The sequence below is a fragment of the Nitrospira sp. genome, assembly GCA_035968315.1.
Classification (GTDB): Bacteria; Nitrospirota; Nitrospiria; order Nitrospirales; family Nitrospiraceae; genus Nitrospira_D.
On the sequence record JAVYIN010000006.1, the window covers coordinates 1 to 15,272 of the forward strand.

Below are 15,272 nucleotides of genomic sequence, written 5' to 3' on the forward strand. Positions count from 1 at the left end.
TACGGCACATACTTCGCCATGCCGCGATCGGCGCAAATCTTCGTCAACGACGCCGTCAGCGTCGTCTTGCCATGGTCCACGTGCCCGATCGTCCCAATGTTTACGTGCGGCTTCTTCCGCTCAAATTTCGCCTTCGCCATAACCTCGTCTCCTTACGTCAAATAACAACGCCGACACCTGCCACCCCCGTGGCCGAGAACCGCCGAAAGGGCTCCGGATCGGGACCAGCGTAACATGGAGCCCACGACGCGGATCGAACGCGTGACCTCGTCCTTACCAAGGACGTGCTCTGCCAACTGAGCTACGTGGGCCTTCCCCTTCATCTCACGACACCCGACGCACACATCTCGATGGAGCGGGCGATGGGATTTGAACCCACGACAGCCAGCTTGGAAGGCTGGAACTCTACCACTGAGCTACGCCCGCCCTAGTTCCCCTGAAAGTTCACCGCCATCCGATTATCACAACCCGCGCACATCTCGCGTTACACCCAACACCATATTCAATTCAAAATGGTGGGCAGGCAAGGATTCGAACCTTGGAAGACATAAGCCAGCAGATTTACAGTCTGCCCCCTTTGGCCGCTTGGGTACCTGCCCATCCTCCGCCCCTGCTGATCCACTCACTCCAAACCCATCACAAAACCAGCAGACTTTTCCACAATAACCAGGCACGAAAAACTAGAGTAAGCCTGTCCGCACACAGCTCTCTCCCCTCTTCTTCAAAAGAGGAACGGCTGATCTGGCGAACCAGGCTAGTTTAGGAAACGCTCGATTCTATTGACGAAGTCATGCGAAGTCAAGAGGAGAATGGGGCTCACGCTTACTTTTTTCCCTCAACCAGCATGCCAGATGCGCATTGGTGTCGAGCCTGAAAATTATCGACCTGCCGCACACGCGCCACCGCCTTACCAACAAATTTATCAGGCAAACCAATGACTTGATTCATCAGCCTCATCGCCTCACCGGCCGAAATGCGATCACTCGCGGCTAAAAACCGCTTCTGAGTGACTCGCCGTTCATCAGGATCTTGCGGAACATAATAGCCGCGCAGTTCTCCCGATTGCATGGCTTGCTGCAACCGCGCCATCCACTGTTCGGCCAGCTTGGGGGATCCCGCCAACAACCCGCTCCCCTTTTTTTCAATCTCAAGCTGATTCCAAATAGCCCATCCGACAAAGACCGCCCAGGTTTCATTCAGCGCTTCCCAGGCCTCAGGATCGGACAGGTATCGCACCTCCGTTTCCCGGCTCCGCTGAACCACCGGGGTAATGGCAACTTCCCGATAGCGACAGATCTGGAGGGCCCGAGCGAAGGCCAAGAGATCCTCGGCTGAAGCCCCTGCCACAGATGACACCGTCTCTTCACGCGACTCCAGAAAGTCCATATAGGCGTGGAACAGCTCGTGGTAGAGCACCTCCAGCTCTTTGGAGGTCATGTTCTTGAGCGACCGCAGATCCCGGCCAGCCGCATGGAAAGACAAACTTCGGTTCAGCACCATGCGGTGCTCGCCCGGATGGTACTCCGCGGCATACGCGCGGAGATCGTCGAATTCAAAATGGACAAAGTCCGGGGGCATCGCCTTCAGAAAGCCAACCGGCAAATGCAGGCCTTCCGCGCCACTGATCAACTGCCCCCACATACGGCCCGCGGCCGCATCCCCGCTTCGCTCCTCTGCCAGAGCCGCCCAAGCAGAGCACAGGGCCAACGTGACCAGCAGCGCGGCAACCGCAATCTTCGAGGCTATAGAAGTCCCGTGCCCGCGCATCGTCATGATGAAAAAAAGAGAAGATACTTCGAGGAACGCCCACCACTTAATAATCAGAGTCCCGATAGCTGCCCCAATCGCCCCGTCCGCCCTCCTCGACCAGCGCAAGCGTGTCGAAAAGATCCGATGGAACGTGATCGAGAAAACGGGACGGCTTCGACAGCAACATCCCGCTGGTCTTGTCGTACACGTTGATCGGGTACGTGAGGAAGAGGTGGCGTTTCGCCCTCGTCACCGACACATAAAATAACCGCCGCTCTTCCTCCAGATCCTCATCCGCCACGAAGGAATACACCGACGGAAACTTCCCGTCCACCACCCAGATCACAAACACTGCTTGCCACTCCAGCCCCTTGGCGGAGTGAATCGTGGAGAGCACCAGCCGCTCATCGTCACGGTCCGGGGCTTCGACATCCGCCGCGCTGCCGTCCGGCGGCTCCAATGCGAGGTCCGCCAGAAACGCATCCACCGCCGGGTACCCTTCCGCGATGGTGTGAAGATGATCGAGATCCCGCGTGCGCTTGGGGTAATCGTCGTACTGCTCCTTCAGAAGGGGCAGATAATATTCATAGATATGATTCACCTGTTCGGCGGGCGAGCGATCGTCGGCCCCCGAGAGACTCTCCAGCGTATTCGCCAGATTCTTGAGCCCAGGCCCAGACCGGCCGCTCACCCCGCGTAACACATCGAACGGCTGACCGGTTTTCACAATCGCCGCCAGCAGGTCATGCGCCTTCTTCGGCCCCACGCCCTCGACCAGCATCAAGACCCGATTCCAGCTCACCGTATCCAGCGGATTGGCGATCACCCGCACATGCGCGAGCAGATCCTTCACATGCGCCGTCTCGATAAATTTGACGCCCCCGCGCTTGATGAAGGGCAGGCCCTTGCGCGACAACTCGATTTCCAGATCGAACGAATGGAAGCTGGAGCGGAACAGCACCGCCACTTCACTGAGCGGCACGCCCTCTTCGCGCAACTCCAGAATCTTCTGGGCGATAAACCGCGACTGCGCATTCTCCCCCGCCGCCTCGACCAGCGAGGGCAACGGCCCGTCGATCTTCCGCGTGAAGAGCCGCTTGGTGTATTTCTCCGCCGCTTCCTCAATGATGCAGTTCGCCAAATTGAGAATCGGCTGTGTGCTGCGGTAGTTCTCTTCCAGCTTATACATCTGCGTGCCGGGGAAGAGCTGCGGGAACTCCATAATATTTTTGAACGTCGCCCCGCGAAACGCATAGATCGACTGCGAATCGTCGCCGACCACCATCACATTATTATGCGACGCCGCCAGCTTCCGAACGACCTCGGCCTGCAACCGGTTCGTATCCTGGTACTCATCGACAAGAATATAGCGGTACTGCCGCGAGATCGTCGCCCGCGCCGACTCATCCATCAGCAAGAGCTGGCGCAGCATCACCAGCAGATCATCATAATCCAGAAGCTGCTTCTGCCGCTTCGCCGCCTGATAGGCATGCTTCAGACGGCTCAGGTCATCCATATGGTCGCCGAAGTGGCTGAACTCTTCGAGGATGATCTCTTCCAGCGAGCGGAGCGTGTTCTCGCTCTTGCTGATCATCTCCATGATCGTGCCCTTGCGGGGGAAGCGCTTATCTTTCTCATTCAATCCAAGCTGCGAGCGAACCAGCGCGATCAAATCCTCCGCATCGCCGCGATCCAGAATCGTGAACCCCGGCTCCACGCCGATCGACCGGCCATAACGGCGCAGCAAGAGATTGGCGACAGAGTGGAAGGTCCCCCCGCACACCCGCTCGCTGCGCGCGCCGATCAGTTCGCCGGCCCGCTGCAACATTTCCTGCGCCGATTTGCGGGTGAACGTGAGGAGGAGAATATTCGACGGATCGACACCCGAGTCGATCAAATAAGCCACGCGATACACCAGCGTGCGCGTCTTACCGCTCCCTGCCCCGGCGATCACCAGCGACGGACCTTCACCTGCCGTGACCGCGGCCAACTGCTGCTGGTTCAACGCCGCGGCATAGTCGATCGACAGCTTGCGCGGCGCAGCTTCATCATCGGAGCGCTTCAGGACATAGGTTTTAATTTCTCGTTCCATGGACCTGAGGGGGAGAGAGGTTGAAGAGCCGCCGATCAGACGGTCCGGCTGTATAACATACCACTAAACCCCTTCTCAACGAGCCCGCCTCACAGGGACGTCCATGAAACCACCCCTTTCATCCCCAAACATCCCTCCGCTATAATCGCGCTCCTTGAACAGGAGCACCTATGGGAACCGCCAATAAAGAATACCAAGCACAACTTCGCCAGCTCGCCGAACTCATGCTCGCCGTCTCGGGGGAGTCCGTCTCCATGATGAAACGCAGCGCCCCCGCGGAGGCGATGAAGCTGAAGCGGCAGGATGAATGGGGCATCTACCTCGAGTTTCTGAAAATCATGTTCAACGTGACGGACCGGCTCTCGGCCCTGCACATCCCGATCAAGGACCAGCTGGACTTCATGAACGGGCTCGAGGATGCGGTGACCACCCAGCTCAAGACCGTGCTCGAACCGGCGTTCGGCAACAACGCGGACCAGATGGAAATCATGCTGACCATCGGCAACGCCGTGGCGGAAAGCCGTGACACCTACGAGAAGTACAAATTCCTGATCACCGAAGACTCCAAGACCAAGCACGAGATGTTCCAGACGTTTTCCGAACGGGTGGCGGAGCTCCTCGGCACCCCGCAAAACGGCCAGGTCATCGCGGCGGCGACCCTCTGCGCGAGCGCCATCATCCCGGCCATCAGTGCCGTGCTCCAGGGCCAGGCGCCTCCAGCCGCCGCACCCTCCACTCCGATCCAGCAGCCTGTTGCCGCCACCGCACAGAGGGAGCCGGCCAAGAAGGGTCCGACGGGCCAGGACATCAAGCTTGTGAGCCTCATGTCCACCGTCACCGGCGAGGAAGTGGAAACCCGCTGGGGCCTCCACCCGCGCTTTCGCCAGGATCTGTCACCCAGCGAACTGCAGCAACTCACGAAACTGCTGAACCGAGTGGCGAAAATCCTTGGCGAACGCTACGCCGCCGTGGCATTCTCCGAAGAGTGGAGTTCATGGCATAAGGCCGGACACGCCTGACCGCGTTTCGCCAGCATCGGCACACTCCATTCCACTATTCGTAACGCTTGCACCCTGCTGCTCGAAAAGGAGCCCGTGTGGATACTGCTGAGTCCTCCAATCCTGCGCCGAAACACCTGCCGCTCAGCCTGATCCGCCTGGCCGAGCTGTCGCAAAATCTCTGGTGGAGCTGGAAACTGGAGGCCCGGCAGCTCTTCGAGCTGATCGATCCCACGCTCTGGTACTTCACCCATCACAACCCTGTCCGCCTGCTCGCGGAAGTGACGCCGGAACGGCTTCAGGCACTGGCCCAAGATCCGACCTTCCTCCGGCAATACTCGGCCGTGATGAAAACCTTCGACGAATACCGCCAGGGACAGGGAACCTGGTTCGGCAAGGCCTATGGCCAGCCCCAAACTCCTTCCATCGCGTACTTTTCAGCCGAGTTCGGCTTGCACATCTCTATCCCGATTTATAGCGGTGGCCTCGGCATTCTCGCGGGCGACCACTGCAAGGAAGCCAGCGACCTCGGTGTGCCGCTCGTCGGCATCGGGTTCATGTACCCGCAGGGCTATTTCCGCCAGCGGATCACGCCCGAAGGATGGCAGGAAGCCGCCTACGCGCCGTTTAACCGGGAAGAATCGCCCATTCGCCCGGCGCTCACTCCCTCCGGCGCCCCCTGCAAAATCTCCGTGGTCATGGGCCATCGGACCGTCGCCGCACAGGTGTGGAAAGTCGATGTCGGCCGCGTCGCATTGTATCTCCTCGATACCGATGTGCCGGAAAACAGCCCGGAGAACCGGGCCCTCTCGGCGCGTCTCTACGGCGGCGATCAGGAAATCCGCCTGTGCCAGGAAATCCTGCTCGGCATCGGCGGAGTCCGCATGCTCAGAGAGTTGGGCATGGCCCCCACCGTGTTCCATGCAAACGAGGGGCATTCGGCCTTTCTGACGCTCGAACGCATTCGCGAATTCGTCCAGAAGGGCTCGACCCACGCCGAGGCCAGCGAACTCGTGCGCCAAAGCACCGTCTTCACCACGCACACCCCCGTTCCGGCCGGCCACGATGTCTTCCCGCATCATCTGATGGATCGCTACTTCGCCGGCTATTGGGAGCAGCTCGGACTCAGCCGCGATGAATTTCTTCGTTTGGGGGACACCCCGGATTCGGGCGGGCAGGGATTCAACATGACCGCCCTCGCCATTCGCCAGGCCGCCCATATCAATGGCGTCAGCCGAGAACATGGCCAGGTCTCCCGCCACATGTGGCAGCATATGTGGCCGGGACTGGCGGCCGATCTCGTCCCGATTCGGAGCGTGACCAACGGCATCCATGCGCCGACCTGGATCGGACCGGAGATGAGCCAGCTCTACAGCAAGTTTCTCGGACCGGACTGGGCCGAGCGCTGCGACGACCAGGCCCTGTGGCAACGCGTGCGCGATATTCCTGATCACGAACTCTGGGCGGTGCGGAAACTCATGACCCGCAAGCTGATGCGCTTCATCCGGGAGCGCGCCAGGACGGGCTGGATTCACGGCCAGCTCCAGCCCTCGCAGGTCATTGCCCGAGGGACGTTGCTCGATCCGGAAGCGCTCACCCTGGGCTTTGCCCGCCGCTTTGCCACCTATAAACGGGCCACGCTCCTCTTCCGTGACCTGGAGCGGCTCAAGCGGCTCTTGCAGAATCACTGGCGGCCGGTGCAGCTGGTGTTCGCCGGCAAGGCGCATCCCGCCGACGAGCCGGGACGCTACTTCATTCATGAAGTCGTGAACTTCTGCCACGATCACAAGCTCGGCGGCCACATCGCCTTCCTCGAAGACTACGACATGCACATGGCCAAGTTCCTCGTGCAGGGAGTCGATGTGTGGCTCAATACTCCCCGCTTCCCGCTGGAAGCCAGCGGCACCAGCGGCATGAAGGCGGCGCTGAACGGCGTCATCAATTGCAGCGTGCTCGATGGCTGGTGGAAAGAAGGGTACAACGGGGCGAACGGCTGGGGCATTGACCCGCTGCCGCCATCGGACGACCACCAGCAGCAGGACGAACATGACGCCGAAGAACTCTACCGGCTACTCGAAGAAGAAGTGGTGCCGCTCTACTACCAGCGCGATCTCGATGGCACCCCGCGCGGGTGGCTGCAGATGGTGAAAGAATGCATCCGAACCGTGGCCCCGCAATTCTGCACCAAGCGCATGGTCAAGGACTACGTCGGCACCATGTACAGTGGGGCCTCGGCACGCACCCCCCGCTCGTGGTAAGGTCCGGTATGCGGGACGGTTCACCACACACGACCAGAACCTCTCTTGTGGCAGGCCTGGCCGTCGCCCTGGTCCTGACATTCGGGACAGGCCTGGCGGCCGCCGCCTCAGCGTCAGAAAAGGAAGCGGCCGCCCACTTCAAGTCCGGAGACTATCCCGCCGTCGTCAAACTCTTTCAGGACCTTCCGGCGGACGCCATCCCCTCGAAAGAACTCCTCCGGCTCTCACTGCAGAGCTACGTGAAGCTTGGACGCGGCGAAGACGCCCTCAAGCTCTATGCACGCATGAAAACCGCTGGGCAACCCGATGACGTGAGCCTCCTCCGTCCGCTGGCCCTCAGTCTCATTACCAGCCGTGTGCGCGACTCCAAAGAGCATGTGCGCATTGCCGCCTACACGGTGCTTGCGGAGCTCGGCTTGCCGGAGACCGCATCGGTGCTGGAAGACGGCCTGCTGGACTCCTCCATCCTCGTGCGCGCCCGCGCAGCGGAAGCCATCGGGAAAGCGGGGCTGGCCGCGAAATCGGGCGCGCTGAAGCGCGCCCTCACCGACGAAGCCCCCAGTGTCCGCATCGCGGCCATGAATGCGCTGGGCGATGCCCGCGTCGCGGACATCAAACCGCATCTGATCCATATCGGCCGCACCGAAGAAGGCGCTGAGGCCATCTTCGCCTATGCCGCGCTCTATAAACTGGGACAAACCGATACCCTGATCGACATCACGAATGCAGCCACCCTCCCGGATGCGGAAGTGCGCATGGCGGCACTCGGCGTCCTTGGCCGGCTGAAACGGCCCGCGAGCCTGGCCGTCTTGAGCCAGGCCGTCTATGATCCCAACCCGTCCGTCCGCGCCTTCGCCGCAGGAGCGCTCGGAGAGTTCGGATCGCCCGGCGGTGTGGCGCCGCTGACGCATGCGTTGGGCGATGACATGGCCATGGTCCGGGGGGTCGCGGCAGGGAGCCTGGGCCGGCTGGGCCTTAAAGAAAACCGACCCTTGCTGCAAGCCCTCACGACCGATCCCAGCATCCAGGTCCGGGCCAGCGCAGCGGAAAGCCTCTTGCGCCTGGGCGACACGTCGGTGCTGCTCTTGGCGGCGGATCTCGCCCGCAATCCCGATCCATCGATCCGTGGCGCGGCCGCGCAAGCCCTCAGCGCGACCTCGGACAAACAGGCACTCTCCGTCCTGCAAGCGCTGCTGCAAGACCAGCAACCCCTGCCGCGCCTGATGGCCGCCAAGGCGCTCGGAAAAGTCTCCGGGCCGGTCATTCCGATTTTGTTGAAAGGCCTGCAAGACTCTGACGAGGCCGTGCGGATAGCCGCCGCCGGCAGCCTCTTGCGGCAGACGACCCGCGCCACGCAATCGGCGCGCCATCCGTAAGAACCGGAGAACGTATGTTCAAATTTCTGATGATGCTGATCCTGCTCGCGGCGTCGTTTGGCGCGGGGTATTATTTCGGGCAACGGCCTGTCGGCACCCTTCAACAAACCGTTTCCCATCTTTCCGAACGGTGGACGGTCTCCCAGAAAACCATTGCCGAACTCCAGCAATCAATCAAAAATCTCTCGCACAATGTCGTGGATACGACGATCGGAATCGAACGGGACCTTCGACGCCGGCAAGGCCTCGTCGAAGCCAAGTCCCACCTCGTACAGGCGAAAATTCAAGTCCTCGACCGGAACTTTGGGGCTGCGGCCAAGGAACTGGCCCAGGCTGGAGACGCGCTCGAACAAGCGGTGAAAGAGGAGCAAGCGGATAGCGAGATGCGCGGCCTTGCCGCCAAAATGAAAGCGCTACGTGGAGACGTCACGAAGGGGCAACTGATCCCGATGAAGAAACTGGATGAGCTGCAGCAGGCGCTCGACCGGCAGCTTAATAAATAGCAGACTAGGCGTTCGCCGGCTGGGACACCGGGGCCTTCTTCCACTTCGCCAGAATCCGCTCGATACGCATCTTCACGACCATATCCGGATCCTTGAGCATCGGCTTGATCGCCTCGCGCCCCCGCTCGTCGCCGATCGATTCGAGCGCCGCCGCTGCCGTCAGGCGCGTGAACCAATCTTTATCTTGCAACATGGCGATCAACGGATCGATGGCCTCAGCGCTCTTGATCCGGCCAAGGCCCAAGACGGCCTGCTGGCGGACCATTTCGTCCTTATCCTTCAGCGCCGCGACCAGCTTGGGCACCGACGGCGCGCCGAGCTCGACCAAGGCATTGATGGCATCGTCTTTAAACTCGTCGTTCTTGAGCTGCTGCATGAGCGGGTCCAGGACGCGTTCGTCGCGGATTTTGCCCAACGCCCCGATCGCATACTTGCGCACATCCCAGTCACGCAACAACTTGAGCAAGGTGTCGACGGCCGGAGAACCGACCTGCCCGAGCGCCTCAATGGCGACTTCGCGGACCTGCCAGTCTCCGTCACGCAGCGCGCGAGCCAACGGCTCCACGCAGCGCTCATCGCCCATTTCCCCCAGTGTAATGACCGCTTCCCGGCGCACGACCCAGTCCGGATCGCTGAGCAGATCGATTTGGATTTCGATCTCATCCTTGACCCGCTCTTCTTCGAGCGCCACCGTGTCGGTTGCCGTGGCTGCCGCCTCCGCGCCCACAGGGGCCTCGCCGAGCGCCAGCGCGTCGGCCACCTGATCGGTCAATTCATCACTCGCAGGAGTGGCTGAAGAAGGATTGGCTGTATGGGAATCGTCGCCTTGGTGTTCCATCGTACGTCCTGCTCAAGAATGACTATGCTGAGGCCTTCGCGTCGCCCTTGCTTCCGGCTGCGTGCTTTTTCCGCAATGCGAGCGCGCGCCGACGGCGCTGTTCCCGCTTCAGACGCTTGCGCAACGCCCGCACGGCGGCATCGCCGCTGGCCTTGTCCTTGCCGGTCGTGCTGAGCTTCTTTTTCAATCTGGTTTCATCGGACTCTGCTGCGGTTTTCTTCGCCATACCGTCTGACTCCTTGTAATCGAATCGATACTGGTTGAGGGCTCCACCATCTGAACGTGGGCGACCCAGTGTAGAGGAGTGGTTCCGGTACTGTCAACCGCGGCTAGCCAAGAATCAATGTGACGTTTTCCGTGTGGGCGGTATGGTCGGCAGCCAGCATCGATCCCACCCGCCGGAGACGACGCTGCAAGAGGATATCCGTGGGGGGCAGCCGATGGACCGGCGTCATGGTGGGGTCCGCATGGGCCAGCACCGAGACCGGCAGAACCCGCAACTCCGGCTGATTGAGACGATGCACACTCAACAGGGGAGAGGTGGACTGCGCCGACTCTTCCGCTGCCAGCATGAAGTCCGGCCGGCGATCCCCGATCACCTCAAGCTGAATCACAGACAGGCCCCCAGCAACCATGCCCAAACGATCCGCCGCCGCCAGAGACAGATCGAGAATGCGCCCGTTCACATAGGGGCCCCGATCGTTGATGCGGACCCGCACATGCTTGCCGTTGGTCAAATTGGTGACCCGAATCATGCTCCCGAGAGGCAGGGTCCGGTGAGCCGCCGTCAGGGCGCCCATGTCGAAAATCTCCCCGTTCGCAGCCTGTTTCCCATGAAACTGCTCCCCGTACCAGGACGCAATGCCCCGCTCCTTGATCCCGACGTCCAGCTGCGACTCCCCTTTGGGAACCCACGAACAGGCTCCCAGGGAAAGACAGCAGAGTGCGGCAATCAGGTGATACATCCGTCTGCGTGTTTGTAGGACTCGATTCATCATCACGTTCATCCTCCGCTGCAGGCTGAACCAACCATTCACGATCACAGCCTACGGGAGGCCGGGAGGTCCCAACAATACCGACTGCGTAGCCTCTTCCCCTACCTTCGTATGAAGATAAAACACCTCAGCCGAAGTACAATAATGAACAAGTTAGGCGCACGACAGGGGTAAAGAGTCTTGCCTATATAATGGAGAAGACGCGGAGAGTCAACCGACAAGAACGAGCACTATGGTGCTGAAAATGGATTGCGGCGGCCGAAGGAGGCGGGATGCGCGATTCCCGCCTCCCTGGCAATCGCTACCGGAAGCGCAGTCCAGCCCCATCGAATTTGGTCTGCCCCACGAACTTTTCAAAGTTCCGTTCCAGCACTTCGCTGAGGATCTCTTCGCCATCTTCAGGGCCGTACCAAAATACCGTATAGGTGCCGGTATGGCTGGTCGTGCTGGTCAAAGAGCTTCGGTCCGCTTGATTGACGGCATGGATCGTCACTTTGTTTTTTGCGGCGATGTCCGTGGATCCCAACGCCCCATGGGCATCAGCCGAGAGGTCCTGAATCTTGCCCGAGATCACCACATCGGCCCCGCTGACCTCACCGGGAGAAGCGGCATAATACGCCCGCCACCCTTTGCGGGTCAGATACTCGGCCAAGGCTTTGGCCGTGGCCTCCCCCACCGTCCCGTTCTTGACTGAATAGGGCTCGTCCGTGCCCCAGAATGAGTGCCGGTTCCCGAGCTTGGTCCGATCAGACCGGTCATCCTGAAAGGGGGTCACGGCCACCTTGCCCCCACTGGCGGGAACCGACCCGACCGGTGTAGCCGGAGGCTTGATGCCCACATTGATCGGCACCGCATCGCCCTTGCTTGCACATCCGTTTAACCAGACCGCCGTACCCAGCAGAACCGTTCCCCACATGGCGTGTTTCACAGGCGCCTCCTCCTCACAAAATAAATCAGATCACAGTATGGTAAAAGGCCCGTTCGAGCTCTCCGTAAGATCAAGCGCGAAAAACTGTAGCAGGACACCCCGTCCCTGTAAAGTTCGCCACGATCAATCCGACCTCACCAGGCAAGGCCAACTCCAGGCCGTATTGACTGAATCCCCCGGACTCAGTAAGATCCAACACGGGAACGTTCACTAACTGCCAAACCCCGCAGCGTTGATCGCACAACCATCACATCCATGATCGAAGTTCACAACATTACCAAGCGGTATGGGAATATCACGGCCATCGACCGGGTCACGTTTTCCGTGGCCAAGGGCGAAGTGTTGGCCTTTCTCGGCCCCAATGGCGCCGGTAAAACGACCACCATGCGCATCCTCACCTGCTTTATGCCGGCCACGGAAGGCACGGCGCGGGTGGCGGGATTCGATTGCGCCGATCAGCCAATGGACGTCAAACGGAGTATCGGCTACGTGCCGGAGACCCCGCCGGTCTACCAGGAATTCACCGTTTCCGAATACCTCACCTTTGTGGGCAATCTGCGCGGCATGACGGGGAAGGCCCTGACCGCCGGCATTGACCGGTCCATCGAAAAACTGGCCCTGGGAAATGTCCGCCACCGCCTGATCGGCAACCTGTCCCGCGGCTACCGGCAGCGTGTCGGCCTCGCGCAGGCCGTCTTGCACGATCCGCCCGTGCTGATCCTCGACGAGCCGACGGTCGGACTCGACCCGAAACAAATCATCGAAATCCGTGAATTGATCAAGAGCCTCGCCGGCTCCCATTCGGTGATTCTCAGCACGCACATCCTGCCCGAGGCGACCGCCGTCTGCCAGCGCGTCGTCATCATCAGCGGCGGCCGAATCGTCGCCGAAGATACGCCCGACCAGCTCTCGGCCCGGCTGCGGCATTCGGAAAAGATTTCCGTCACCATTAAAAATCCTCCGGACGATTGCCTGGCCGCGCTGCAGACGATCCCGGGCATTCTCCATGTCTTCCCCGCGCAGCCGGCCGGCACCTTTCTCTTAGAATGTGCGCTGGGCGAGGACAAGCGCGACGAGATCGCCCGCTTTATCATTGCGCATCAGTGGGGGCTCCTCGAATTGCGAACCATTTCCATGACACTCGAGGACGTCTTCCTCCAACTCACCAGGCATGAAGAAGGCCTCTCAGATCCGGCCCAGCTCGTGACCGAGCAGCCCGGCGCCGTGCAGGAGGCCGCCTCATGACCCCCGTCCAAGCGGTGATCGCCAAGGAGCTGCGCGGCTACTTCGTCTCCCCGATCGTCTACGTGGTGGGCGCCATCTTTCTGTTGATCTTCGGGCTCTTGTCGTACCTCTACGTCGTCTTTGCCGGCTATCAGGCCATCCAGCTCATGCAGATGCAGGGCGGGCAGGCGCAGCTGAACTTGAACGATCTCGTGTTCCGCAACCTCTTCGCCAGCATGCGCTTCGTTCTGCTGATCATATTGCCGATCCTGACCATGCGCCTGTTTGCCGAAGAACGGAAATTGCGCACGTTTGAATTTCTCATGACCTCCCCCATCGGCATCAATGAGATCGTGGCCGGCAAGTTTGTCAGTGTCTTCCTGGTCTTCCTGGGCCTCCTCGGCTTGACCGGACTGGTCCCAACGACCCTGATGCTCTTCAGCGATTTCGACTGGAACCCCATCTGGACCGGCTATCTCGGCATGGCCTTGCTCGGCGCCCTGTTTCTCTCCGTCGGCCTCCTGGCCTCCGCGATGACGGAAAATCAGATCGTGGCGGCCTTCCTGAGTTTCGGCATGCTCCTGATCATCTGGCTGATTTCCGGCCTGGGCACGCTCATGGGCGACACCACGCTCGGACAAGTGATCTCCTACGTGTCGTTCATGGAGCATTACGACCGCCTCGTGCGCGGCCTGATCGACACCAAGGATCTGGTCTATTTCTTCAGTAGCCTCGTGCTCATGCTCTTTCTGACCCACCGGGTGGTGGAATCGTCGCGGTGGAAATGAGACTCAAAACCCTGCCGCTCGGCATCATCGGAATCCTGCTCTCAGTCGCCGGCCTCGTGGGCTACAGCCTCAGGCCCGACTGGCTCTGGCCTGTCACCATCGCTGAAGGACTGGGGCTGCTCTGCCTGATGCTGTTCTTCATCTTCCACTTCGAAGCCGTGAAAGCCTTTTCCGCGCGCCGCTCCACCCACATGGGCGCCAATAGCATCCTGATGATCCTGCTCGTCGTGGCCATTCTGGTGATCGTGAACTTCCTGGCCTCGCGGCACTCGATGCGCTGGGACCTGTCGGAGAACCAGAACTTCACCCTGGCGCCCCAAACCCACCGCGTGCTGCGCAACCTGCCGCACGACGTCAAAGTGACGGTCTTCACGCGGGAAAAAGACCCGGGCTATCAAGGCTACAAAGAACGGCTGGAAAGTTATCGCCAGGCCGCGACGAAACTGACCGTCGAATTCGTCGATCCCGAGCGGCAGCCGAAGATCGCGCAGAACTACGGCATCTTCCGGACCGATACCGCCGTGTTCGAGAGCAACGGCCAGACCATCCGCGTCACCTCTCCCTCGGAAGTCGAACTCACCGGCGCGCTGCTACGCATTTCCAAAGACGCCAAGAAGCGCATCGTCTTCCTTGAAGGCCATAGCGAGCGCAGCTTGGAAGACAAAGAACGGAACGGGCTCTCGTCGGCGAAAGAGGCGCTGATCAAGCAGGGCTATGAAATCGCCACAGTCTCGCTTCTCAAGGAAACGGCCGTGCCGGAGAACACGTCAGTACTCGTGATTGCGGGGCCTCAGCGCCAAGTGACCAAGGACGAGCAGGACCGGATTCAAGCTTATGTCGACAAGGGCGGCCATCTGCTCTTGATGGTGGATCCCGATACCCAGACGGAGTTGGGACCGCTGCTCGCGCATTACGGCCTGGGGCTCGGCCCCGGCGTGCTCGTAGACCTGCAAGACCGGCTGGCGCAGGGCGACCTGACCGCGTTATTGGTCCGCACGTTTACAGAACATGACATCACCCAGGACCTAACCTCTGCGGTGCTCTTTCCCCTGTCCCGCCACCTGACCTTCGACGAGCAGGCCGGCAAGGATTGGGATTACGTGCCGCTGGCCAGAACCTCGCCGAACAGCTGGGCTGAAACGAATCTGCAGGGCCGTGTCGTCAGCCTCAACGAGGGGGAAGATATTAAAGGACCGTTGCCCATGGCGGCGGCGCTCGCGCCGAAGAAGGAACCGGAAGAGGGGAAGCCCAGACCGACGCTCGTCGTCGTCGGCAATTCCGCGTTCGCCACGAACGCGTTCTTCAACTTCCCCGGCAACAGCGACTTTTTCCTGCGCACCGCCGGCTGGCTGGCCGAAGAACGGGATCTCATTTCCATTGCGCCCAAGGAACCGGCGCTCCGGCCCTTCATCCCCAATCCCACGCAAGAACGGACACTGCTGTACATTCAGGTCCTCTTCCTTCCGATCATGACCTTCGTGACCGGCATCATGGTCTGGAGAAAACGCCGCCGTTTGTAACAC

14 protein-coding genes and 3 tRNA genes are annotated in these 15,272 nt (G+C 60.6%); 7 read left to right on the forward strand and 10 right to left on the reverse strand.

Going from position 1 to position 15,272, the window contains the following annotated elements; translation table 11 throughout:
• The 6 genes from RI101_08940 to RI101_08965 form a co-directional block, all read right to left on the reverse strand.
• A partial coding sequence (locus RI101_08940) for a GTP-binding protein (GenBank protein ID MEC4890171.1) occupies positions 1-140 on the reverse strand: 140 nt, incomplete at its 3' end.
• 95 nt (positions 141-235) lie between these two features.
• Positions 236-311: transfer RNA gene (locus RI101_08945), tRNA-Thr, on the reverse strand.
• Positions 312-351: 40 nt separating this feature from the next.
• Positions 352-426 (reverse strand) — tRNA-Gly (locus tag RI101_08950).
• 87 nt (positions 427-513) lie between these two features.
• Positions 514-599: transfer RNA gene (locus RI101_08955), tRNA-Tyr, on the reverse strand.
• A gap of 223 nt (positions 600-822) precedes the next feature.
• Positions 823-1,767 carry a hypothetical protein gene (locus RI101_08960; GenBank protein MEC4890172.1) on the reverse strand — a complete coding sequence of 315 codons (945 nt, stop codon included), beginning with the start codon at positions 1,765-1,767 and terminating at the stop codon, positions 823-825.
• Positions 1,768-1,813: 46 nt separating this feature from the next.
• The gene (locus RI101_08965) at positions 1,814-3,841 is read right to left on the reverse strand and encodes an ATP-dependent helicase (protein MEC4890173.1); all 2,028 of its coding nucleotides are present in this window, start codon (positions 3,839-3,841) and stop codon (positions 1,814-1,816) included.
• 170 nt (positions 3,842-4,011) lie between these two features.
• On the opposite strand from RI101_08965, the gene RI101_08970 reads away from it, so the two are divergent.
• The 4 genes from RI101_08970 (at position 4,012) to RI101_08985 (ending at position 8,976) form a co-directional block, all read left to right on the forward strand.
• The gene (locus RI101_08970) at positions 4,012-4,860 is read left to right on the forward strand and encodes a hypothetical protein (protein ID MEC4890174.1); all 849 of its coding nucleotides are present in this window, start codon (positions 4,012-4,014) and stop codon (positions 4,858-4,860) included.
• A gap of 77 nt (positions 4,861-4,937) precedes the next feature.
• Entirely contained in the window at positions 4,938-7,097 is a 2,160-nt protein-coding gene (glgP, locus tag RI101_08975) for an alpha-glucan family phosphorylase (GenBank protein ID MEC4890175.1), read from the forward strand.
• A gap of 47 nt (positions 7,098-7,144) precedes the next feature.
• Entirely contained in the window at positions 7,145-8,473 is a 1,329-nt protein-coding gene (locus RI101_08980; protein MEC4890176.1) for a HEAT repeat domain-containing protein, read from the forward strand.
• Positions 8,474-8,487: 14 nt separating this feature from the next.
• Complete coding sequence (locus RI101_08985) at positions 8,488-8,976, forward strand: hypothetical protein (GenBank protein ID MEC4890177.1); 489 nt, start codon at positions 8,488-8,490, stop codon at positions 8,974-8,976.
• A 4-nt stretch (positions 8,977-8,980) separates the two neighbouring features.
• Here the strand turns inward: RI101_08985 and RI101_08990 are convergent, their stop codons facing one another.
• The 4 genes from RI101_08990 to RI101_09005 all read right to left on the reverse strand — a co-directional run bounded on the left by RI101_08990 (position 8,981) and on the right by RI101_09005 (position 11,737).
• Positions 8,981-9,814, reverse strand: coding sequence for a HEAT repeat domain-containing protein (locus tag RI101_08990; GenBank protein ID MEC4890178.1), 834 nt, complete (start codon positions 9,812-9,814; stop codon positions 8,981-8,983).
• Between the two features lie 22 nt (positions 9,815-9,836).
• Positions 9,837-10,040, reverse strand: a complete 204-nt coding sequence (locus RI101_08995) for a hypothetical protein (GenBank protein MEC4890179.1) — start codon at positions 10,038-10,040, stop codon at positions 9,837-9,839.
• 103 nt (positions 10,041-10,143) lie between these two features.
• Positions 10,144-10,812: a septal ring lytic transglycosylase RlpA family protein gene (locus RI101_09000; protein ID MEC4890180.1), complete on the reverse strand. Its 669-nt coding sequence runs from the start codon at positions 10,810-10,812 to the stop codon at positions 10,144-10,146.
• Positions 10,813-11,110: 298 nt separating this feature from the next.
• Positions 11,111-11,737: a hypothetical protein gene (locus tag RI101_09005; GenBank protein MEC4890181.1), complete on the reverse strand. Its 627-nt coding sequence runs from the start codon at positions 11,735-11,737 to the stop codon at positions 11,111-11,113.
• 255 nt (positions 11,738-11,992) lie between these two features.
• On the opposite strand from RI101_09005, the gene RI101_09010 reads away from it, so the two are divergent.
• Genes RI101_09010 through RI101_09020 form a run of 3 tightly spaced genes read left to right on the forward strand, consistent with a single transcriptional unit; the run spans position 11,993 to position 15,269 of the window.
• Positions 11,993-12,982 (forward strand): ATP-binding cassette domain-containing protein, encoded by a 990-nt coding sequence (locus RI101_09010; GenBank protein ID MEC4890182.1) that lies wholly within the window; start codon positions 11,993-11,995, stop codon positions 12,980-12,982.
• Positions 12,979-13,749, forward strand: coding sequence for an ABC transporter permease subunit (locus RI101_09015; GenBank protein ID MEC4890183.1), 771 nt, complete (start codon positions 12,979-12,981; stop codon positions 13,747-13,749). The genes RI101_09010 and RI101_09015 overlap by 4 nt, the downstream gene beginning before the upstream one ends.
• Positions 13,746-15,269, forward strand: coding sequence for a DUF4350 domain-containing protein (locus RI101_09020; protein MEC4890184.1), 1,524 nt, complete (start codon positions 13,746-13,748; stop codon positions 15,267-15,269). The genes RI101_09015 and RI101_09020 overlap by 4 nt, the downstream gene beginning before the upstream one ends.
• Positions 15,270-15,272: the final 3 nt, after the last annotated feature.